Origin of the sequence: Pseudidiomarina sp. (assembly GCF_048268165.1) — a bacterium.
GTDB lineage: Bacteria > Pseudomonadota > Gammaproteobacteria > Enterobacterales > Alteromonadaceae > Pseudidiomarina.
In genome coordinates this window covers 1-23,259 of the sequence record NZ_JBLWWA010000008.1, presented here as the reverse complement: position 1 = coordinate 23,259, position 23,259 = coordinate 1, and the positions used below count along the sequence as shown (strand labels likewise).

The 23,259-nt window shown below is 48.8% G+C and carries 18 protein-coding genes; 4 read left to right on the top strand and 14 right to left on the bottom strand.

Features of this window, described 5'->3' with window-relative positions; genetic code table 11:
* The 7 genes from ACN0UY_RS11515 to ACN0UY_RS11485 all read right to left on the bottom strand — a co-directional run.
* Window positions 1-602 (bottom strand): SDR family oxidoreductase (locus ACN0UY_RS11515; RefSeq protein WP_417667242.1); only part of this gene is annotated, 602 nt, incomplete at its 3' end.
* Between the two features lie 1,240 nt (window positions 603-1,842).
* On the bottom strand, window positions 1,843-2,772 hold the full coding sequence (locus ACN0UY_RS11510) for a hypothetical protein (protein WP_417667240.1): 930 nt from the start codon (window positions 2,770-2,772) through the stop codon (window positions 1,843-1,845).
* Window positions 2,773-3,047: 275 nt separating this feature from the next.
* Window positions 3,048-4,883: an AAA family ATPase gene (locus ACN0UY_RS11505; RefSeq protein ID WP_417667238.1), complete on the bottom strand. Its 1,836-nt coding sequence runs from the start codon at window positions 4,881-4,883 to the stop codon at window positions 3,048-3,050.
* 103 nt (window positions 4,884-4,986) lie between these two features.
* A complete protein-coding gene (locus ACN0UY_RS11500; protein ID WP_417667236.1) occupies window positions 4,987-5,817 on the bottom strand; it encodes an abortive infection family protein in 831 nt (276 codons plus the stop codon).
* Between the two features lie 600 nt (window positions 5,818-6,417).
* Window positions 6,418-9,357 carry a DEAD/DEAH box helicase gene (locus tag ACN0UY_RS11495; RefSeq protein ID WP_417667234.1) on the bottom strand — a complete coding sequence of 980 codons (2,940 nt, stop codon included), beginning with the start codon at window positions 9,355-9,357 and terminating at the stop codon, window positions 6,418-6,420.
* Window positions 9,358-9,630: 273 nt separating this feature from the next.
* Complete coding sequence (locus tag ACN0UY_RS11490; RefSeq protein ID WP_417667232.1) at window positions 9,631-11,004, bottom strand: DEAD/DEAH box helicase; 1,374 nt, start codon at window positions 11,002-11,004, stop codon at window positions 9,631-9,633.
* Entirely contained in the window at window positions 11,004-11,681 is a 678-nt protein-coding gene (locus tag ACN0UY_RS11485) for a hypothetical protein (protein WP_417667230.1), read from the bottom strand. The genes ACN0UY_RS11490 and ACN0UY_RS11485 overlap by 1 nt, the downstream gene beginning before the upstream one ends.
* A gap of 24 nt (window positions 11,682-11,705) precedes the next feature.
* On the opposite strand from ACN0UY_RS11485, the gene ACN0UY_RS11480 reads away from it, so the two are divergent.
* The 4 genes from ACN0UY_RS11480 (at window position 11,706) to ACN0UY_RS11465 (ending at window position 14,368) form a co-directional block, all read left to right on the top strand.
* The gene (locus ACN0UY_RS11480) at window positions 11,706-11,945 is read left to right on the top strand and encodes a helix-turn-helix domain-containing protein (RefSeq protein ID WP_417667228.1); all 240 of its coding nucleotides are present in this window, start codon (window positions 11,706-11,708) and stop codon (window positions 11,943-11,945) included.
* Between the two features lie 267 nt (window positions 11,946-12,212).
* Window positions 12,213-12,845 carry a hypothetical protein gene (locus ACN0UY_RS11475; RefSeq protein ID WP_417667226.1) on the top strand — a complete coding sequence of 211 codons (633 nt, stop codon included), beginning with the start codon at window positions 12,213-12,215 and terminating at the stop codon, window positions 12,843-12,845.
* A gap of 21 nt (window positions 12,846-12,866) precedes the next feature.
* Window positions 12,867-13,583, top strand: a complete 717-nt coding sequence (locus tag ACN0UY_RS11470) for an HNH endonuclease family protein (RefSeq protein WP_417667224.1) — start codon at window positions 12,867-12,869, stop codon at window positions 13,581-13,583.
* A 161-nt stretch (window positions 13,584-13,744) separates the two neighbouring features.
* Window positions 13,745-14,368, top strand: a complete 624-nt coding sequence (locus ACN0UY_RS11465) for an NYN domain-containing protein (protein ID WP_417667222.1) — start codon at window positions 13,745-13,747, stop codon at window positions 14,366-14,368.
* 353 nt (window positions 14,369-14,721) lie between these two features.
* On the opposite strand, the gene ACN0UY_RS11460 is transcribed toward ACN0UY_RS11465, so the two are convergent.
* The 7 genes from ACN0UY_RS11460 to ACN0UY_RS11430 all read right to left on the bottom strand — a co-directional run bounded on the left by ACN0UY_RS11460 (window position 14,722) and on the right by ACN0UY_RS11430 (window position 23,095).
* Window positions 14,722-15,003 carry a hypothetical protein gene (locus ACN0UY_RS11460; RefSeq protein WP_206837810.1) on the bottom strand — a complete coding sequence of 94 codons (282 nt, stop codon included), beginning with the start codon at window positions 15,001-15,003 and terminating at the stop codon, window positions 14,722-14,724.
* 111 nt (window positions 15,004-15,114) lie between these two features.
* Window positions 15,115-15,987 (bottom strand): hypothetical protein, encoded by an 873-nt coding sequence (locus ACN0UY_RS11455; RefSeq protein ID WP_417667220.1) that lies wholly within the window; start codon window positions 15,985-15,987, stop codon window positions 15,115-15,117.
* A gap of 83 nt (window positions 15,988-16,070) precedes the next feature.
* Window positions 16,071-17,300 (bottom strand): hypothetical protein, encoded by a 1,230-nt coding sequence (locus ACN0UY_RS11450; RefSeq protein WP_417667218.1) that lies wholly within the window; start codon window positions 17,298-17,300, stop codon window positions 16,071-16,073.
* The gene (locus ACN0UY_RS11445) at window positions 17,297-18,121 is read right to left on the bottom strand and encodes a hypothetical protein (RefSeq protein WP_417667216.1); all 825 of its coding nucleotides are present in this window, start codon (window positions 18,119-18,121) and stop codon (window positions 17,297-17,299) included. The genes ACN0UY_RS11450 and ACN0UY_RS11445 overlap by 4 nt, the downstream gene beginning before the upstream one ends.
* Window positions 18,121-19,575: a hypothetical protein gene (locus ACN0UY_RS11440; RefSeq protein WP_417667214.1), complete on the bottom strand. Its 1,455-nt coding sequence runs from the start codon at window positions 19,573-19,575 to the stop codon at window positions 18,121-18,123. The genes ACN0UY_RS11445 and ACN0UY_RS11440 overlap by 1 nt, the downstream gene beginning before the upstream one ends.
* A gap of 320 nt (window positions 19,576-19,895) precedes the next feature.
* The gene (locus ACN0UY_RS11435) at window positions 19,896-22,880 is read right to left on the bottom strand and encodes a type I restriction endonuclease subunit R (protein WP_417667212.1); all 2,985 of its coding nucleotides are present in this window, start codon (window positions 22,878-22,880) and stop codon (window positions 19,896-19,898) included.
* Between the two features lie 83 nt (window positions 22,881-22,963).
* Window positions 22,964-23,095: a hypothetical protein gene (locus ACN0UY_RS11430; RefSeq protein WP_417667210.1), complete on the bottom strand. Its 132-nt coding sequence runs from the start codon at window positions 23,093-23,095 to the stop codon at window positions 22,964-22,966.
* Window positions 23,096-23,259: the final 164 nt, after the last annotated feature.

The window sequence follows — 23,259 nt, the reverse complement described above, 5'->3', positions numbered from 1 at the left end:
CGCGCCACATCTTCAGCCGAGGTAGGGCAGCCACGCCGGTCATCAACCGCCTCAATCATGGCTTCATGCCGCGCCTGCTCCAGTGTACGCAAAAGATAATTGTCACCACGGGCACTGAACACCCAGCTCACACGCAGGATAAGATGTTGAGAGTGCAGGCTGCGCACGGATTCTTCACCTTCCCACTTGCTGCGCCCAAATACGCCCAGCGGGGAGGCAGCGTCATCCTCACTGTAGCCACTGGCATAGTGGCCATCGAAGACATAGTCCGAGGACAGGTGCAGCAGCGGGATACTGAGCAGCGCACAGGCGGCAGCAAGGTTGGCCGCGCCGGCACTGTTCACGGCCAAGGCCTGATCAGGCTGCCGTTCGGCATCATCAACCCGGTTGAAGCCGGCACAGTTGATCACGTAGTCAGGCAGGTGTCGTTCAAGTTGCTGTCGGATCTGCTCAGGGTCGGTCACATCAAGTTTGCGTCGTCCCAGGGCGATACACTCAAGCCCCTGCTGTTGCAACAACAGCTCCGCCAGAGCATGACCAATCTGGCCATCCGCTCCGCAGATGAGAACCTTGGCTGATGTTGTATAGGCGCTGGCCACCATTGACGGGATGTTCACCTGTTACTGGAATGAAAGTTCGGGGGCAAGCCCGGTTCATTTCGAGCATACCGCAAACTCTGCCCCTGCACACCTGCCCGATATGAAAAAAGTGCCCTGCAACAGACACAAAAGCCCCGCGTTGCGGGGCCTTTGAACAGGTATTGCTGCAGTCGCGTGGATCAGCTCTCAGAACGGCAAAGCCGAGTATTAGGTTGCTGAATTTTCTAATCAAACAGAAAACCCAATAATAACAGCAATTTAAGACCAATATCCGACATCATGCGTATTTTTTGTTATGAATATTGTTACGTTCCATCAGAAATACTGTGATTTCATCAGAAAACGTTACAAAGCCACTTTAGCTCAAAGCCCTAGCAAGCAGAGAGCACAACATATGTCTGAAACAGACAATTTTTGGGAACACGATCTGGGTAGAAGCCGTCCTTTTAGACATCTGGAAAGACTCTGTCAGCGTTCAATCCTTTAGACAGTGTGCAGCCTCTACTGGGAAAGCAGAGCCTCTACTGTGGAGTCTGCGCAACAGACAACTGTAGCAGGAACGCAAAGACTCATGCCGCCTGCCAATGGCAAGCATAGTTCACAGAACTGAACATGAAATTATGGGGAATGTAGAGAATTTGTTCATCGAATCATACTCAGCACTTTCTAAGATTAAGGTTGCCTAGTATGAAATAGATATTGCTGTTTGTAGCCAGCTGCTTTATTGGTGTCTTCAGACACCATTTTCAAAAAAATTACATCAATACCGAAGGCGTGTCAAGAGCAGGCTGCAAGCTTGCCAACTTACGTTAGCATCACAAATTCTCGATCATTGTTGATCAAAGAGAGCCATCCCACCTGTCAGGATTGATGTCGCTCTCTTTGTTACACTCTCAAATATTCAGGGGTGTTTGGATATATGTATGCCTCAGCACTCCTGATACGCAACGTCAGGCCGTTGTAGTCGGTAACTGTTACCGCTCTACAACCAGGGCTTCGAAGAAACTGCCCGCCAGGAAGGCATTTCGTCAACCGCATTTGTGAGAGGCTAAAGAAGTCGGCGCTGAAAGGCGCGACAATTATCTTGACAGTGGCAGGACTGCACCGTCCCTGTAACCGGGATGTAAGAAGATGCCCCTTAGCCGACCTTAGGTTTGCCTTACAAGGCGCTTCTATCGGCACGAACAGGATATCCACAAACGCTATTCAGCCTCACAGTTCGAATATTTTTATCTACAAACAATCAAAATATAATAGGTAGTTTACTATTTTTTCTTCTTCGTTTTTGAATTTTATTTTTTAATTCGCTAAAGTTTTCTTCAAATTGTTTTCCAATAAATTTTCTAGATGCAACGAAACCGCAGATAAGACCAAGCAATGTACATTGATCTTGATAATCAAGCTGTCTCATTGGTTTCCAATTTTCTCTCCTCTTAACATTGGGATGATGTAGAGTGCCTCTCACATCATAAATAGCTCCTATTATTTCAGAAGGCGTAGAATTTTTAACAAACTCACCAAATGGCTTCGAAAACATCAAGCTATCTTCGTCTTTCTTAACATGATCAATAGCCGCCACAACTTCACTGTTCTTTAAAAATGACTGAACCGTTTTATTTTTTCCAGATTTTCCATTCCCATATAAATACTCTAAAAAGAAAAACAAATTATAAAACGCTTCTATGTATCTTCGACTTACCATGTCAGAAAAACCGCGAACGTAAAAAGTATAAGAAGGATCTATTTCTTTTTCAAGCATCGCAAAAACTACGGTTGAATCTAACTGAGGAATACTTATTGACTTTTCTTTTCTCTCACCATTAAAACCCCCACCAAGGGACGCCTTTATAGTGCCATAATCTATTACACGTTTTTCAAAGTCAAAGTAGGAATTATCAAGCACAGTCATTGATACGGCTGATGACAGATTTGCAGTTAAAATTTCTAGATGTTTTCTTCGCGACTCATATAATGAATACCCTTCTTGGGCTGGCTGATGATCCTCCTTTGTTTTTGGGTTTATTTCTTCAAATGTTATTTTCAAAGAATAAAGGTAGCCGCTACGTTCTTCGAACTCGATTATATAATCGTTCAACCTATATACAACTTGATCATTTAATATTAGCTTTCCCGTAAAAGGGATGTGGTAAGTAATATTTATTTTATCTTCCATGAAGAACCTTTGAAAATTCAATGTATAAAGAAGTATCTTGGTTAGATCTTAATTAAGTATCCATAATAGTCTTAATTCAGCATTATTCAAATTCCTGATGCTAGGAACAACCGAATGACTGCTGAAGGTCGATAGGCAAAGCCCGCCCTGATCTGCACTAACTTCTGCTATTTGCGCTGCACCGGCCCGTACCCAGGATTACAGGAGATGGCCAAAGCAGACATTAACGCTTGGTTCAGGTACGTCATAGGCGTCACTTGGAACCATTTTTTATATTAACTAATTGCGCACATGTCTATTATTTCATCTATGATGGTAATCAGATCTTCACTAATTTCATCACTATTAATGGAATTTATGTATTCTTCTTTATCAAACCTAACTTTAAAGTGTGAATTTATCCCATCAAGAACAGGTTTCACATCCTTGATAAATAGTGCCTCAGTATTACTTGCTCTTTCAGAAAGTTTATATGTTTCAGGGACTACCAGCCCATGTTCATTTGCAAGATAGTTCCTAACTGCATCAACATCCTTAATTATATCTGGATTTCGGCAATTATTAGAAATATAACGACTGATTGCTTCAGGAATTATCAAGTAATTCTCTATTTCTCGTCGCCTAAAAGTTCTGTACATCATTATCACATGCTGGCCTGAATCATCTCTCTGAACATCTTTACCATTGTCATGTAAACTTGAATTTGTTGTATTGTAGCTATCATCATCCAAATCTCTAAGGCTATATGCAGTTATGTGGCTGCCTGTTTCTTGAGTTATTTTTTGATTGAGCTCAACAATTAAAGTCTTACGTTCTTTATGCTTCTTGTTCGTCACCCACTCAACAATATTTTCTGGCCAAACCTTTCCTAGCTTTATACAAAGTGACTTTAGAATACGGGCATCACTTGCATTTTCAACAAGTAATACCTTTTTGTGTTCTATCATGGAATCAAGAAGAGGGAAATATTTGCTGCCGAGCCCTTCCAGAACCAACACTTTTTCTTCATTGTTTTTTAAGTATTCTGCTTTTGAAGCTTCAACATGCAAGACTTTTTGGTAGTCAATTAGCTTTATTAAATCAGAACTATGACTAACCATCAGAATTTGCTTGTTGTTTTCTTCGCATATTTTTTCCAGCTTCTCCATCAGGAGTGACTGTAAAGATGAATGCAAATGGGCGTCAGGCTCATCAAGTAGAAGAACATCGTTGTTTTTATCTAAGGCTAAAGCAAAGACACTCAACCATTGTAGAAAACCACTTCCCTCGACCATCAGGTCTCTTTTACTAGAATTATTTCTTTCTTTCTCTTGGGTGTCGGGATTTTTAATCAAATCCATGACATCGACACTTACGAAATTATGAAACTGGCTGTCAAAATCATGCACATAAAGATTCAAATGAAATACTTCAGAAAGTATTTCTTTTAGCTGTCTCCATTCAGTGCTTATACCTTTAAGTATTTGTTGGTCTGATTGTGTTAGTCTTTTCTTATTTGGAAAAAGCTCATTCTTTTTAACTTCAATTGTCGACTCATGAGCGTCATGTAAGTCCAACAGTAAGTTTCTAATTACAGAGCCAGCCTGCCCTTTTCCTATTAGCTTTCTTCGATCTGCTACAGACAACCAGCTTTCATTTTCATTTATTCCACCAAAAGGTGGAAGGTAAGCAATAGTAGGTATTTTATCTGATTCAGAAAGATTAGAATCAGATTTTTTTATTGCGAAATTATTTCCATTAAGAGTATACGCAAGCTCTAGAAAGAGATTTCTATTTTCTGCCCCCTTCCACCCTACTTTTATTTTGAGCTGATAGGAACCACTTGTCCTTTGGTCTTTCCAAAGATATCTCAAGGAAGGAATGCTAATCGGTGAAAATGATTCAGGAGCAATACCAAGCCCTTTCTTCTCTACATCATATTCTTCAAGTAACGACTGCCGCCCCCGATAATTAATCAAAAGGATCTTTGCATATTCCCATACGGCAAGAGCATGTAAGAGGCTGGTTTTTCCCGAGTTGTTAACCCCAGATATCAAGGATAGTCCATTTTCGTTAAGGTCTACATTGATCTCATCAAATTTTTTGAAGTTACTTAATTCTATCAGATTCACTCTGCACTACCTTGTATTAATATAGCGTCCGCAGCACGCGCGGCTTTGTAATAAAGGCGAAGCCGAAACGGAAAAACAGTCGCGGTTCCTGCGCTTGTTAGCGTTACGCTCTAGCTTTTCTCTCATCCCAAGTTTCCAATACGAATAGCGCAATAGTGTGAGCGGAATGGATCGCCAACCGTGCATGCCGTGGCTTTAGGTTGTATATCTTTCGACCCTGCCCGTGAGCAGAGCTTGCATGAGTTCTGAAAGCGCCAATTCCATCAACTACAGAAAGCACGCCGGATAGAATTTTTTTAAGATCGTCATCTTCCAAAGCGGCTGGATCAAACCCCAAGTCTGCACGCACCACCTTCCACACATTTTGCAGATCCTGCTTCTGGGGCATATCCAGATCTTCGTCAGCAATATAAGTCTTAAAAATAGACTCCAGAATATTACATGCAGCGGATACAGCTTCTCTCGGCTCCGAATTCACATTCGCAAGTGCACGATTAAACTCTGCATCAATAGATGGAATATCTCGACCTTTAATTAGCTCAGCTAGAGATCGACTTGGAGCGGCACTGCCATCGGAAATGATGCCACCTGTAATATACGTAAGATTGCATCTAGAGAGGATAGCTTCTAGCTTGGCTTTGAACTCCTTCTTTACGTCTATGTTTGGGGCACCAAACCAAGAGGAAGCATCTTCTTCTACGTCAGGTAACTCCATGTAGCATTCAATAATTCGCCCCAGAACGACCAAGGGAAAATCTGATTCTTTATTGACTCTCCGAAGCCATGATTGGACTTTAACGGGTTTTGAACCTTCGGGCGGTTCGCCGGGAGCTTCGGCATATGAGAATAGGTTGTCCAAGCTAGCGTGGGTTTCTAGGTTCGACATATTCTCAGATAGAACAGCAATTATTGGAGCTGGGATTTCCTTTCTCATAGAGTCACTCGTATCTCTCTCGGAATGCTAACATTATGATACTGCGGATGCGTATATTTGCTCTCAGTCGAAGACTGGAAAAGTTTTTGTAAGCACTTGAAGATAAGGGATAAACCAAGATATCACTGCCATTCTCTCCCGGTGAAAACGAGCATGCGCATTTTGCAGCTTTGCCGTGTGCAGTACCCTGCAACGGCCAGTCCATAGTCCTCTGATAATGAACAATTTTTCAGCCTGTTACCAGTCGCAAAGGAGCACGGCTATGTCACAAAACAAGCACCCACGGCATGTGGCCCTCAATACACTGTTTGTAAACACAGAAACTTAAAGCAGCTTATCCACAGGTCCTGTGGTGCACGGAGGGGCCGGCTGCTTCCTGCGAATGTCCGAAATGTGCGCTAGCCAGGCCAACCTGTCAGTGATGCTGGGGTTGGCCCTTGTGGGGTTACGGAAAATAGCTGCCGTCATGTACGGCGGCTATCGCCAAAAAGTGGTTTTCGAGTACCCAGGACATTCTGGACGATTCAGACCGCCAAAATTCGGTGGCGGTAAAAGCGAAGTTGGTATCGGAGGTGCGCATCACAGCATGATATCAGTAGATTACGGGCTAACAATGACCTTGATGTCCGATCCTGAAATGCTCTTAATGTATGAGTAGCTCGTTCCCAAGACTGCAAGCTGCTCCTTCGATACTTTCTGCGCTGATATTGCAGGTTGTACGATAATAAATTTGAAGATCAGCTCGTGGTCGTGGCATTTGTTGCGCAGAACCTCCAGCTGTTGAGGCGTGCCTTTCAGGATTCTGTCGAAGTCCTTGAGCAGTGATTGCTGGTAGCGATCCATCATCCTATTGAAGAATTTGTCGCCGGTGTACAGCCATTTCACCGATCTGGACGCCTGACCACATACCTCATAGACGTCGGCGACGCGCGCCCCGGGCGTGGCTACGCCATCCTTCATTGGGCAAAATTTGCAGTGGTAGAGGTCTACGTAGATCGCGTCCTTGCTTTCCCGGATCGCCACCAGGTCAGCGATTTCGCCTTTGCCGTCATCGTCGAAGACAATCGAGTATTCATCAGCAATCTTGGCGAAGGTGAAGCCTTGTACAGAGTCCGCACGTCGCTCCGCACGCATGGACTCTTGATGGATTTTCGTCGCCCCCCAACTCCATGGTTCGAGTAAGCCGGCCGGTAATTTGACATCCACGCTGTTGAGCGAGTAATGACGGTAGTTTCCCTGCACCATGGAACCGTCGACCTTGAGCAATACAAGCGGCTCTCCATCCAAGTAGGAGTCCAGTGGCATTTCGTATGGATAAAGGATCTTCACATCAGGACAGGAGGTCATGTATCCGTCCTCCAACAACTTGATGGCGATGTTAGTGAGGCGGCGCTCCTCGCCATCGTTGCCCGCGACCAAGACGGGAATCTCTAGCGTCTGCGCGTTACTGTACTCAGGCTTACCAAGCTCGACATCAAGAAGGTTGAACGTCTCTCCCTGAAAATACAGCAAAATCTTTTGCTCGTTTTCGATCGCAATCGATTCAGGCCAGTCGGCGAAAAACAGGCCTTCTGGCCATTGGTCCTCGATTTTGTCAACACGCATGACATTTTTGAGTACGTCACCAGGGTCGATGGTGTTGTCGTTGAGTTTGAGCGACATGCGCTTGCACCACTCGACCCAATAGTTGATCGGAGAGGAGTTCATCTCCCAGATCTTGCCTTTGTGCGAGCAGCCCACTGTGGTTCGTTCTCCACTCTCAAAACCGGTAGCGAAGATGTTGGATTTTGTCGCGTTGCCTTTTTCGATGTCGCTGATCACTTGGTTGATATCGCGCCCCACGTGCATCGTGAACCTCAGGTCTTTACGGGCGCGGGACAAGCCAACATTTTGCAGCTTCATAAGCTTGATGCCTTGGAGTGTACGGAAGGTGGGCTCACCATTAATGCGACGAGAGTCTTTGGCCACCAGTTTGAGAAAACGAGCTGCCTGGGTGTCGTCACCTGAGGTGTGAATGAACAGGGTTTTCTGTGCCTTGTTATAGAAAGCGATGTATAGATTCCAGTTGGTATCGACAATTTCTTCGGTCTGAGCCCACCCAACCAGCGTCTCTCGCCGGGTCACGGCAATGACTGTATCGGCCTGATCATTGATCGAGATGTACCGCAGTGTTTCTCTGCGCCAATCCAGACTCTGTGCTCGACGTGGTGTCCAGTCTTTGAGGGAGACGTGATACGCTAGGGCACTGATTTTGGGGTTTGGGTTCAGCCCAAAAATCACCTGAGCATCGTCCCCATTGGCGAACTGCTCGTTAAAGTCCGCCCTCACAATTTCTCGGGCGACCTTTTGCTCGCTCACGTTGCGAATGACTGCACCCCAGTCAGCACTCTCCTTATAGAGGTCTGCCATCTGATGGTCGGTCTTTTGATTAGCGATGTTCGCCACGAACTTGGCATCACCAAGGGCGGCATCAACTCTCGTCAGCCGGCCAATGAATTGGAGCGTCACCGCAGGACTTTGGTGTTGATCATGAATGGCGGCGATTTTGAGCTCAGGCAGGTCGAAGCCCTCGCCTAGCATGTCGACGCAGACGATGATCCGGTGCTTCTTCTTGACAATCTCTGCCATCACCCTAGCTCGGTTCGGCACCTTGCTGTGAATCAGGACTGGCGTCAGGTCGGTGTGTTGCTTGTAGATTTCAAACAGGTCTTTAGCCCGCTTGTGCGACTTGGCCCGCACCAACATCAAATGATTGTACCCGGCCTTGAGGTCAGCCCTGAGTAGCTCAACAGCCTTGTCTGCGATAGCTTGGTCTGACTGCTTAAGGTTGTATTCTCGTACTGGATGGAACTCGATGCCTTTAAAATAACCATCAAGTTGCGCATCGCGGAGCGGGTAGTTGTAGATGATCTTGCCGGTCAGAGCCAGACCATCCTCCCGGAATGGCGTCGCTGTGAACTGAATACAAGGTTTGCCCCTGAAGGCAATTTTGATGTGGTTCCAACTGGCTGCGACGACATGGTGAGCTTCATCGACCATCAGGTGGCTGCACATGTTCACCAGCGCCTTCAAAGCGGCGTCCTCAAATAGCAGCAGGGCCTGAGGGGTGGCCACAATGATGTTGGCATTAGCCAATTCAGCAACCTGCGCCTCCGTCAGCTTCGAATCAATGGCTGCAACGATGGGGTTGTGCGCCGTGTCCGATACCGCCCCTACTGTGCGAAGCGTCTTCATATCCGCGGACTTGCCTACCAACTGGGTCCTGAGTGCGTCCGAGGGAACTAGGATCAAGGTTCTAGCCATCTTCGCAGCGATGATCAGCGCGAGCATGGTATCGGTCTTCCCTGTACCGGTCGGCATTACTACCGTGGCGGTCGAGGAGGGGTCAACCACTAGGTGCCCCAAGGTGGCATAGAGCGCAGCCAGCTGCGGCTTTCGCAGCCCTGGTGCGCTCGTCTCGGGGTCGTCGAGACTAAAATTGAAGAGGTGTTTTTTCCAGCTCTGGTACACATCCGCATGTGTTACTACTACGTCGTCCATGGCGATTACCTAAGAGAAGAAAGGATTTCTTGGATAGAGTGACGAAATGGTAGCACCCCCCTATCGCTTGCATAACACTACTAGTCTAGACAAGGACAAAACCAGTCGAACCCCGGCGCAGGCTTGCTGAACTGTAGTATCCGCTTAACCTGCTGTTTTGGGTCGAAAATGACGACTGAAATCGATTCACGCAACGTCCGCTCTGTGCGCAAAGCAGACACCAAGAAAGACATATGGCCAGACGGGGCCGTGAAGTCAAAGCTCACAGCTATCTCAGAAAAAAGCCAATAACTGCTCTCTAAAAACGCCTGATATCACTAGGGTTCCAAGCAAATCTTCACTGTCTTGGCGGAATGAAATCGCGGGATTTTTTGGTGGTAATGCCGCGTCAGCTACGGAAGCGTGGGCTTCGGATGCATGTAATTCAACATTGTTACTCAGAGTAAAGTCACCATGCTCAGAAACTAAGTGTAGATGCTGGCAGACAGCCAAGTGTTCCGGCAGATCATCCATAAGCCGTTCGGCACACCCCATCAGTTCTGGCTCAGCCAGCATAAACATCCAAGCTTCAGCGTCAGAACCACTGCGCCGCCTCAGGACTCTCCCCAGAACCTGACGGAAGTACATTTCTGTGCGAATGCGGCTCAGATAACAGCATACCTGCAGCCTGGGAATGTCTGTGCCTTCAGCTATCATCCCAACAGCAACAATCCATTTGGCGGTTCCGTAACGGAATTCGTTAATCAGGTCATTAGCATCCGTCCGGTGGGTCGTCACTACAACCGAGCTTTCATTCATTCGCAGAAGAAGTGCAGAGATTTGATGGGCATGATCAATGTTGGTCGCTACCACAAGGCATGCAGCATCAGTAACTGTTCTACGAACAATATCAAGCCTTTGTCTGGATAACTCAAGCAACTGTAGATTGAGCTCCTCATGAGTCACCAGATTTTCAAAAGTAGCTTCTGACTGTTTTAGTAAGGGAGCAAATCCAGTGTAACTCTGGTGAGTGTTACCCTGTTTTTCAATAGTAATCTCTGTATTGTCGACCAGCGTGATGTGCGGGGCTCTGCACACGTCCTCTTCAACGGCTTCTGCCAACGAATACTGATAATCAACAATCAACCGCCCCTCTGGCGTTGAATATCTAGCAAGAGCGATTGAGTGTTCGTCTGAGCGCCAAGGGGTACCTGACATTGCAAGTGTTAGGGCTGCTGCATCCTGTAGCTGCTGAATAATCTTTTGCCCCCAGATATTGGCTCCCTGGGTTCCATCACCACCAGAGCAATGATGGATCTCATCAAATATCGCGAAAACTCTCAACGTCCTGAACAATCGCCAGAATGACTCATCTTTGTGCTCAATGGACTGATAGGTCAAAGCAACGCCCGCAGCACCTATCTGGCCATCAAAAGGCCGTTGCAGTGTACCTTCGAAGGCCCGCTGAAACCCCTCGACAACCTGACAAGAAGGCGCGAAGCAGATAACAACATCTATCCTTCCTTGATCAAACAGTTTCAGTGCCAATTCTGCCGCCATTCGGGTTTTGCCCGCCCCCGGCGTTGCCTGACAAAAAAAATGCTGTTCAATAGAAAAATGCTCAAGTGCTTTGTTTATACACTCGGACTGCCAGCGCCTGAGAGTCATCACCTTGCTCCAATCTTTTGAAGCGTGGCTTCAATTGCGTTCATGTGCCCCAACAACCTGGAGCTATTGTCTCTAGCTGATGCCAGCTCAGGTTCCAAAGTACTTTTCAAGTCTGGTACTTCATCGATCAGCAACCTGTAGCGCTCGGTTGCTCCCAGCGTAGTCAGAAAATCCAAACGCACTTCTTTCAGCATTTCTTGTAAGGCCACTGCTGGTGACCTACCTGCCGCACTCCCTCGACATGACACCACAGGGCCAGAGTCATTCCTTGGGTTCTCTGTGATATTCTTGAGTACCTTTTCAGTGGTCTGGCGCTCGACCATTCCCTTCTTCGGCGCAACCAACTTCAGCTTCACATGGGCCGGCATATCATTCATCAAAAACCGCTGCCCTCGTGTTTTTCGCTCCGAGTGATATGCAACCCACCCGAGATCGACCATCCGGCGGATATGGTCGTAAAGGTACATTCGAATCTGAGGCAGCGTAATCTCATTGGGGTCAACATGCCTGAGGTACAAATCGCGCAGTTCCATGATAGTGAAGCAACCAACATCCTCTTCCGTGAGAACGCGATGAAGAACCCGGTCAAGGGTCACTGAAGACGCTTTCATTCTCAAACCACTTTTCCAAAAATGAGGATTATAGTCCGTGGTAATATAAGCCGCAAAAAGAAACATTACTGCTCTTAATGAGGAGCAGTGATGAAAAATCTAGCTAAGCAGCTTGGGGCCAACATTCGAGATAAGCGAAAGGAGCAAGGCATCCCTCAGGAAAGGTTGGCTTTGGAATGCGGGGTAGATCGAAGCTATATGGGGCGCATCGAGCGAGGTAAGGTGAATATCACGGTAGATAAGCTATACCAAATTGCGGCCAAATTGAACTGTGAGCCTGCCTCTTTGCTCCCGCTTTCGGAAGCCAGACCTTCCGACAAACAGTCGTAAGCTTATGTTTAAAATGGATTTATGTTCTGTTTATAGACAAGGGATCATCAAAGCTGATGGTTTTTGTAGCTACTATCAGAACTTAGGTGGCGGACCAAAAACAGCTTGTTCAGTTTGTCATGTAGCATAGGCTTTGTCGGCTTAGACCTATAACTGGTGGATTTATCATAGGTACGAGTTACAAGCATAGGTATAGGCATTCCCCGTGATCGTTGACCCAATGAGGTATTACATCAGCCAACGACAGTCTGCGATCAGTGATTTCTCATGCCAGATGCAGTCCAACTCCACACTGGCTTCACTGCCGCTACCTCTCTGACTATGAATGTTCTGAATGACCTGCTGATGCTCCCTGTGCAGCTCAAACCAATTGACCAGATCATCCCGCTGATCCATAGAAAGATAGGTTTTGGGCAGTTCATGTTTCCGCTCAGTGTTCATCTCAACCTCCATGTTGTTGCTCCCTCGCTGTCTCATGTGAAGATAACAGCATCAATACGTACAATATGCCACCAAGCTAAGCTAAAGGACAAAATGACCATGCCTATCGCCAAAGACGACCCAAGAACCCCAGAACACACCGAGATCGTCAACTTGCGCCGGCAAGTACAGCAGCATTTCAAATTGCGCAGTGACCGGGCAGGGAAAACGCTGTGCGCGGAACTGGTACATGCGTCCTTTACCGGGTGGAACGGCTGGGAACTTGGCAGTGCTAATATGCACCCCGCCTTTTGGGAACTCGCCAACATCAAGCTGATCCAGCTCCTGAAACACGAAGAACCGCTGTACAGTCAGTGGCTCCCGCGTATCGAAGAACTGCAGACACGCAAAGCCCCAAGCAAGGATGCCCAAGCCGCAGCTCAAGCCCGGAAGGAAGCTCGGAAAGCAGCCGGATTTTAAGATCAACATCAAGGAAGATTCATGCTCAAACGCTTTGCACTACTGGCTGTTACAGCCGCTTTTGCCACTACAAGCCACGCTGCTACCGTCAAACAATCCTCGTCCGGCATCTGTCACGACCAAAGCAGCTCCTATTATGAACGAACAAAACGCTTCAAACCGTTCAGCTCCCTGGATGCCTGCCTTAGAGCCGGTGGCCGTTTACCAAAGGGGTACAGCAGCAGCTCAGCCTCATCCAGCAACCCACCGACGAGCAGTAGTGGCTACAGCCGCGAACAGTTCGGCAGAGGATGGGCCGACATGGATGGCGACTGCCAGAACTCAAGGCATGAAGCACTCATCGCCCAATCAACCGGACAGGTGCGTTTCAAGACAGGACGTGAGTGCCGGGTTGTAGCAGGTCGCTGGATTTCACCCTTCACCGGCGCCGTCATCCATGACCCCAGCATGATCGATATCGATCATGTGGTACCCCTTAAGTGGGCCTGGGATCGAGGTGCTAACCGCTGGTCGCCCACGCAGCGTGAACGCTTTGCGAATGACCCAGCAAACCTCCTCAGTGTTGAGGCCAGCCTGAACCGGCAGAAAGGCGCAAAAGGCCCCGATCAGTGGCTACCGCCCGCAAACCAATGCCAGTACGTGCTGCGGTTCACCCGCGTCATGAAAACCTACAAGCTGAAACTGTCACCAGCGGAAGAGCGCCGGTTGACGCAAACCCGCAGCAGGGTCTGCGGGTAGATACCGAAAACTGTCTGTGTATCACGATTGACACAAGGACGTGTAGAAGCCAATATAACAAGTACTACTTAACCCTGTACGCAGCGATTCAGTTCGCTGGCTGTTAGGGTGAAAAAACCGGCCTCCGAGCCGGTTTTTTCGTATCCAGGGACTGATGTACTGTGCGCACCGCGTTTTTTATTGACGGATATAACCTCTTTTACGGGCTACTGGCCAACACGCAGTACAAGTGGCTAGACCTGCCTGCCCTGCTATCGCACATTGCTCAAGTTGAGAACCCCGCGTGCGTACCGGCGACGTTTCATTATTTCACAGCTCCGGTACAGCCAAAGCTGGCAACTCGCGGGCTATTGTCTAAGCAAGCGCAGGATACCTACATCCGCGTGCTGAAGGCTCAGGGTGTCGAGGTTATCACCGGCCGGCATCAGTTAGATCCAGCCAAAGCCCCCCGATATGTCTGCCCAAACACTCCACCATCTCGGCAAGACCAGGTGGCCATCTGGAAGCTCGAAGAAAAAGAAACGGACGTGAATATTGCCCTGAGCATGTATCGTACGGCCGTCAAACAAGCCTCTCAGCCCCAAAATCAGCGTATTCAACAGACCGTTTTGGTATCGGCCGACACCGATATGGGGCCTGCACTTCAAGCACTTCGAGAAGACTTTCCTGACTTGAGGCTGGGCGTAATCCTGCCTCACCGAGAAGGTATTCAGCGCGTAGCACCCGGCTCTTTGCAGAATCATGCGCACTGGATGAGGGGCGCAGGGTCACGGCGGCAGAGTTAGAGGCTCATCAGCTCCCTGATCGCGTGCCGACCAAAAAGAAACCGGCAATCAAGCCTGACTACTGGTAGTGAGACCGAGTCTACATCTTCAATGTCAGGTTTATGGGCGGCTTTTGGTCATAAGACCGCCTCTCACGACCATAACGTATCTTTTGAGGTTCGATCTGTGGCAAAAGCAGGGGTGAGCGCGCCCATCATCAGGCGTTTTGTCAGGCTTTCGGGCGCAATAGAGACAAAAAAGCCCATCATAGGCGCCCAAATACCTGACAAAGTGCGCTTTTAGGCGACCGAATACCTGACAAAGAGAATACCTCTGCCACCGGTTCACCCAGTGCCATATGGCCTACGCTTGCGTCAGCGCAGTAACGGGATATTGCCAGGCGCGAATTCACACATATGCAGCCGCATTTTGGAGATCCCCAGGTCGCGCAGCAGCCGAGCGGCGGTGTCGAGGGTCTTGAAAGACCTGAGCTCACCCCGCTTGGTCTCGATCCGGTGGTCAACGCCTTTGACTGAGCGGCAGAGCACGTGAAAGCGGCCATCCTGGTCCTCGATGATAAAAGCATCCAGGATGGCACCTGCCTCAATGAGGGCCTGGAGCTGGTCCAGTTTAACGGTTTTGGTCTCGCGGCTCATTCTGGGAACCCAAAAAAGACATTTTGGGCATCATGCCCTGCCGACTGGAGGTTCACCACCAGGCCAGCGGTCGCTTTCATTTACCGTAATCGCCAAAAATTATCGTACACTCTAACGATTCGGCACTTTGGGCAGAGCACCGTACTCAGAGCTCCAATTAGATCGGTGTGAAATATATACACTGTTCTCTACCAGTTGCCGTTGTGACTTATAGATTTCTTTACTAGAGGTCTGAACATCGATCAAACGCACATGATAGACACAATCGTTCCTACGACCGTGCGCTAACAATTTCGAGAATCTCGACTGGAACTGAGCTCGAGTCAGCATCACCGGCTCGGTAATCCGAAGCTCATTCGGTAATGAGTCCCAGTCGTTCTGATTTCTTGCCACATTATCTGGGTTAGGCGTCACGTATAGTTGGTTGTCGTAAAGACCAACATTGTAGATATAGTCCGGGTTCCTGATGCTATCCCCCCAGCACGCTTTCGGACCACCGCCACAGTCAGCTAGACACTGTTTCGCCTCTCCCGGCTTCAGACCACTGCTTCTGACTGTGCTGAATAACTCGCCTATGTCACTTGGATCAAACCCTGGAATTTCAGTGGGTTTAGACGCATCTGTCAGGTATTCAATCGTTTTTTCAAGGCCGGAAACCTTCTCTTCCAGAGCAACATTCCGGAGTTCGAGCTTTCTATTCTCTTCAAGTAAATGATCGATTTGATCATTCTGATTCTTACTACCGCTTGACAGAATCGCATCGGCAGAGAGCAAAAGACGCTCTGTTAGCCATAGAATGTCTTTTGACTCGTCAACGATACCCTTGTCCTTTAGATCCTGAATCTCTTCGTTGAGCCTACTCGCAGCTTGGTGTTCAGTCGTATCAGGCGCAAATGCCGCTTTGAGCTCTTCACTCAGAGCTTTAATTTTCGATCCAAGCAAAAGCAATAACAGAAACAACAGCACGAGCATAATCTCGGCCATGGTGAATCCGAGAATCTGCCCACGCCGGTACTGTTCGGACTGTGTATTGATTACACCATTAAGATCTGAGTCCTGAACGGCCATTAACGATTGTCATCCCGAATAGCGGTCATACCGAAAGCGATATCGGACGAACCCTCCGTTGAACCCTCTGCAATAACTGGGGTTACAGCCTCTACCCTACCGTCGAGCTTATTCTCTATGTGCTGAAGTCGATCTGTAAGACGTTCGATCGTTTGAGCTTGAGCCTCGAGCATCTGTATGTCTTCAGTCCGTCGGATCAGTCCACCTTCTAAAGCTTCCAGCCTTTTAGCCAAAGCTTCCATTGCACTTGTCTGCTGGGCTGCCAGCTCGAGCCGATCAGCAAGTGATTCCTCGATTGTTTCGGCAGTCTGGGCGACACTGCGGCTCGCCTTAGCCAAATATTCGACATCACTTGATGATGCCTTGGCCACTTCATTGAGCTTCTGATTAACGGATCCGCTGAACTGCACGATAGCGTCTTCAATGCCCGATAATGCGCTAGTATCCACCGTTATATTCTCAAACTTAGAAATGGATCGTTTGGCAGCAGACGCCGCATTAACCAGCGCACTCTGTTCAGCCTTGACTGTATTCACCAATTCTTGCGTCGTTCGCTCCAGCTCTTCGCAGATGTGCTCGGTTCGTTTATTGACCGATGCGGAACTCGCTTTTACAACCTCATCCAGTGCTCTAACTCGTTCCGCTACGACATCATTCAACCCCTTAGCGAGGGCATCGTGTGCTTGCGCGATGGAAACGGCCGACTCCTCTGTCACCTGCGCCATCTGACGATGAAGAGAACCAAAGTTCTCGCTGGCAACCGCCATTTGACTGCGTAGCCGCATCGAAGCGTCTCGCAGTGTGGCGTGCATCTCTTTCTCAACACCGACAACGTCTTTGCGCATTTGAGACAGTAGACTTCGAAGGAAGATCCCGACCACCGTTGCAGCAAGTGCGACACCAAAATTGGACACGATGAAGTCATCTTCGGCGTTGTCACTGTATTGAATCAGGGTAACCGTAAGGCTAATCAGCGTGAATAGGAATCCGAGGTAGTAAGTATTATCGCCAATCTGGTCCCTTCGAAGTTCGAGCCTGGGTAACAGGAGTGCAGCACCGACATATGACAGCAAAACGCCCACTGGAACTGAGACCACCACCCAGATAGGCCATTGATAATACTTTGAGATAAACACGGCTCCACCACCCACCATGGCGAACACCACAAACGCCCAAGGGGCTAAATCGCTGCGCTTGACTTGAGAAGCCTGAAAATCATTTCGACTCATGATAATGGCTCCAGCGATGATCCAGATAATGCTCCATACTCGCTCAGAAATTCAGACCAAAACCGAACCAGATCCTGTCGAGTTCCGGTGGGAGGTGTTCGAGGGACGAGGAGTAGTTCAACCCGAATACCCTTCAGACTGAGAATCCCCTGCCCTGAGCTTTTTGAACTACGTTGGTAGCTCTGAAAATCGGGTTTGAGCCGATAAAAGGAGTAAAGATCTGAATTCTGGATCATGTCTGAGATTACGATAATAGTTTTGGAATCAGCGTTCGGATTACCCTCGAACGACTCAATAACCGCACTCTGAAGTGACTCAATAATTGGAGACGTGTTGGATCCGGGTTGTTCGACTAGCGATTCAAGATGCGCATTGAGCGAGCCGATGAACTGATCATAGTGCTTCTTGATCAATGCGGGGTTGGCAGTAAGTTGACTGGCGGCTTCTCCGTTGTCTGGCTTGCAGACAGAAGCAATTGGCATAGCGTGTGATTCATTACCACTTCGAACGGCATACAATGTAATTTTGCTGTTCATCGGCGCAGCGTTCAAAATATTTCGAAATTTAATGATTGCCTGCCGTGCGGACTTTTCAGGTAAAGCTTCAGTGCTATCGATCAGTACCGCATAAACATGCGTTGGCGGCTTGCCAATTGGACACATCGTCGTTTCATCTAACTTGACCACTTCCGAGGTCATATTCAAATAAAACAAAAATCCAACCACACCTAAAACAGCGGTGATTGTCAGCCTAGCAAACACTTTTCCTAGTGCCGAATTACCTTTGCCGCCTCTGCGGCGGCTGCGACCACGACGTGCCATTACGCGGCTTCCTTAGTTTTAGAGCTATCTGCTACTTCGGCTTCGATATCATCCAAGCGTTTGAACTGATCCAAAGCAGTTTTATACTCAGCGTAAAATTGACTTAGAGCCTCATCAAGCTCCTTCTTGCCCGATTCGACCTGGGTGGAAAGGGTTTCTAAATTGACTGAAACCACATCTTCGCCGTACCGGGGGATACCTAGGGTCAGCACCTTATTAAAAGAGCTTGGAGCCGTTTCTCGAGCCTCTCGATTCATGTTCCGATAGGTTTCAAGAGACTGATTAAACAGCCTCATTGCTTGTTCAGAGAACAGCCCATACTCATTCAGAAGCGCCCTCCTCATGTTGAACAGCGCGCCTACTTGTGAGAACACTTCTCCGAGCTGAGCACGAGCAGATTTAATTTCATCTTCTCCGTCCTGACGGAGCTCACTGAGCTCATCAATGACTTCCGTTTTGAAATCCGCGTAGTCATCACGAGCATTTTTGAGGGCACGGTCAACTTTTCCATAGCCTGGAAAGTTATCGTCCATTGTATGCGCATCCACGATCGCAATGATCCAGAACAGCCAGCCCACACCGAACAAGAGCCAACCCTGAAAATCTGACAGACCCACTGGGTTTTCTATCATTCGGCGAACGGCTTCCATACCTGCTTCATCAAACCAGCCCGCCCCAGAAAGCTCTCTGTAATGCGCAACGGTTAAATTCAAGCAAACAGCGGCTCCAATACCGCCGAGTACGGAGAGATATCCAATCAGTTTCAAGAAAGCGCTGCGACCAAAGATATGCCGGGAAACGTAGGTGCCTATCAAGAACGCACTGCCAACGTTCAGAAATGAAATAGCAAACGCTTCACCGTATGCACCCACCATACCGCCTTCATTACCCTTCGCTAGAAAGACAGCATTTCCCAACGATTCCGCAAGAAACAGGGATAACAATATCGCTCTGCGGATCCATATGCCGGTATCAGTTGGGTACGAAGCGGATCTTCTGAGTCGATTTTCCTCCTTGAAGTACCGTAAATCGTCCAGTTTCTCTTTTACGGTTTCACGCGCATTTTTAAGGTCGTTTAGACCTTTTGTGACGGCTGCGTGGAACTCGGAAACAGTTGCACGCGCTGCGTCACGAATATTGTCAGTCATCGTTGTGAGGTCAAACGACATAATGCGCTGGTTGTAGGAAGCCAACGCTTCGTTTACATCGCTGGCTGTTTTATCGACCAGCTCTTGGTAGGTACTTTGAATCTTCAATTCGATCTCATCACTGGCGGTCGAATCGTTGGGTGGAAGTTCCTTTAGACCTCGATCGCGGCCCTTTTCTGCTGACTTCAATCGAGATTCGAGCTCGTTGTAGTCGATTTTTGGGATCAAAGATGAACCATCTTGGTAGGGCGAACTGCGATGTAACAACTCGTTTAACCGGGTTGTGAGTGTTTTCACTGCCGACATTCAGAATGTTCCTTTTTCTTCTAATCGATACTGGGGAAGCTACGAATAAGTCCTACCCAAGGCTCTTAAATGTCGTCGTCACTGCCTCTGAGTCGGAAATTCCGCACTTTTCACCCATCTTAACCGGATGCAACCGCCTTTTCGGGCAGTGCAAACGGATTAGCTCCGCGCTCTCAACACCTGATCCATCTGTGCGTCCTCAATAGTGTGCAGCTACCATTATTACATGCGGTGGGCTTATTCGCAGCTTCCCTCATGAGCTTCATGCCGTATATCCCTGTAGTCAGGCGCTACCGCGCAGGTGGAAAAACGGTTTGTCTCTACGTTTCTGAGCTCTCATACACCGTAGCCAATGACTCCATCATTTCGCGCATATCCTCAGCGACCGCTTTTCGTGCCGTGATCTTAGGTCTGACAGACAAAACCCCCAACAGCTCTTTGATATCCGGTAGCCGGCCCCGGTAGATGTACTCCTCATAGAGCGCCCTGAAGCCATCGAGATCGGCATTGAGGACTTTGCAGGCATCGGCCATAGCCTCAGCCCTTTTTTCCACCACAAAGGCATTAAACTGATGCTTCACGAACCCTTCCATCTGATCCTCAGTCGAAGGTTTCAATGCGGGCAGCTTGGTGTCAATGAAGTCCTGGAACAGCTGCTTCTTGTGACGCAGCTCGGGATCGGCCTGCAAGACATTCAGAATCATGTCACGGGTCAGCTCATACGCTTTCTGATTGCTCTCGCCTTTCTTGAGCTTCTCAATCAGATTGATGATGTAGCCCACGTTGACCTCATCGCGCTTGATCAGCTCGATTTCAAAGTCAAAATCGAAGTTGAACTGATCATCGTCCGACTCATCAGCATCACATCCTTCACCAGGCCCAGTGATAATCGGTTTCTTCCTCCTGCGCTCCCGCTGGGCTGCTTCCAGTTCTTCACGCTTATCGAGGTACTTGCTTTGGTAGTCCAGCAGGGTCTGCTCGTCGATGTCCAGCGTGTTGTGTTCAAGGTCGTCGTGGAATTCGCTGAAGGTCTTGAGGGTATTCTGCATCCGCAACACATCACGAAACTTAGCCAGGAAGTTGAGTTGCTCCTCTTCCTGGAACAGCTCATCGACCGCATCCGGTGTTGCAGCAATTTGCTTCAGTTGCGCAACCTCTTCCCTGAACGAATCCACCAGGTCCGGATAAGGCCTCATGATCACTGTACTGATCACCTCATCCACCCCACCGGCTTTGGCATCACGGTTCGCAAAAATCGAAAGCGCTTCATCGGTCGCGTCTTTGAGCCTGCGGTAGCACACGATATTGCCGTGAGACTTCTTGGCATCATAGATCCGGTTGGTGCGCGAGAACGCCTGAATCAGGCCATGGTGCCGCAATCGCTTATCGACATAGAGCGTGTTCAAGGGCGGGCTGTCAAAACCGGTCAGGAACATATTAACCACCAGCAGGATATCCACCTCTTTGCGCTTCACCCGCCGGGAAAGGTCTTGGTAATACTCGTAAAAGGATTTGTTATCCGTGGCGTCATAGGACGTTGAATACAGGCTGTTGTAATCCCCCACACAGGCCTTCAGGAACTCCATGCGACCCGCATCCACGTTCCGTCCTGTCACGGAGGGCACACCGGTGTCTTCCAGACCTGTAAAGTCTTCAGCATCATCAGGCCCACTGCTGAAGATCGTGGCAACCTTCAGCTTGTCATCTTCGGCCAGATCCGCCTGAAGCCGCCTAAACGACTCATAGTACACCCGCAGCAGGTCCACGCTGCCGACGCACATCATCGCAGTATATTCGCGCTCAAAGGTCTTAGAGGGGTGCAGTGCCAGGATGTCGCTCACGATCTTATCGACACGCTGAGGCGCATTGATGAATGACTTATGATTGAGTTGCTCCTCACTGAGCTTTTTGGCTGGTACACGGCTGCCATCGTTCATCTCAACAAGATCATTAGGCTTTACCAGGTCACGGTATTCCACCGAAAAACGCAGCACATTGCGGTCACGGATCGCATCGGTGATCACATAACGGTGCAGCGCTTCACCGAAGAGGTCACGGGTCGTCTTGTTGCCGTACTTAGTCTTCACCGTGTTGGCATCAAAGATCGGGGTGCCGGTAAAGCCGAACATCTGTCGATGGCTGAAGAAGTCACAGATACGGTGATGGGTATCACCGAACTGGCTACGGTGGCACTCATCAAAAATGAACACCACTTTCTTGCCGGCCACATCCTTACACTGTTCTTTGAATTGAGGCTTGGAAATGGCCGCATTCAGCTTCTGGATGGTGGTGACGATGAGTTTGCAGGCGCTGTCATTCAACTGCTCAACCAGCTTCTTGGTGTTCTCCGTGGTATCCACGCTGTTCGCACTGAAGGCGTTGAATTCCAGTGCGGTCTGGTAGTCCAGATCCCGGCGGTCAACGACAAACAACACCTTGTCGATCTTCGGATCATGGCTGAGAATCTGGCTTGCCTTGAATGAAGTCAGCGTTTTACCGGACCCCGTGGTATGCCAGATGTAGCCATCCCCACGCCCATAGCCAACCCGTTCCAGAATGCGCTCCACGGCGTAATACTGATAGGGCCTGAGGACCATCAGGTTCCGTGAAGTCTCATGCAGGACGATGTACCGAGCGATCATCTTGGAGAGGTGGCAGCGCTCCATGAAGGACTCTGCGAACTGATCCAGGCGGTTAATCCGCTGGTTGGATTCATCTGACCACTCAAAGGTGAACTGGAAGTTCAGTTTCTGGTTATTGGAGAAGTAGCGCGTGTTGACCCCATTGCTGATGATGAACAGTTGGATGAAGCCAAACAAACCACTGTTGTTCTCATAGGATGTGCTGCGGTAGCGATCGATCTGATCGAACGCAGACCGGAGATCATTACCCCGCGCTTTCAGCTCGATCTGCACCAAAGGCAAACCGTTCATCAGGATCGTCACATCATAACGGCTGTGATTGTCAGCAGACCGGTTGGTGACCTGCCGTGCCACCTGGAAACGGTTCTGACACCAGTGCTTAACGGAAAACAGCTCGATGTACTTGGGCGTACCATCAGCCCCCATGACATCAATCCGGCCCCGCAGCATCCTGGATTTATCGAAGACATCACCCTTTTTCAGCTTGTCCTTGATCTGCTCGAACTCGTCACTGGTAAGCTGGATTCGGTTGTGCAACTCCAACTGCGTTTTGAGGTTCTGGACCAGATCCGCCTCGTTGCACTTCTCAAGCCGCTCGTAGCCCATGCGCTCCAGCTGTTCAACGAGTTTCTTTTCCATCTCCAGTTCGCTTTGGGTGCTCATATCGTCGCAATCCTTGTCATCATCCTGTTCTACCAACAGCCCCGATCAAGGTCGGGGCTGAGTCATGGGTAACCTGTCACACTTTAAGCAGCATCATCCACCTGAACCCGACGCTTGCCGGTCAGCAGTTGTTGCATCAAGGCTTTCTTTTCAAGCTTGAGGTGGCCGAGGCGCTTTTGCAGGGCGTCGATTTCTTGGTCAGCGGTGGCGAGCACGTTGGCGATAGCTTGCTGTTCATATAATGATCCTGAATCAGTGAATTCATCTGCTATTGCCGTGCCACCGCATTGAATATAACCACATTCTTTAACACCGCTCGATCTTATCCGGATTCTGCCGCCGCATCTGCGCTACTGCAGCATCATTCACCGTCTTCTCC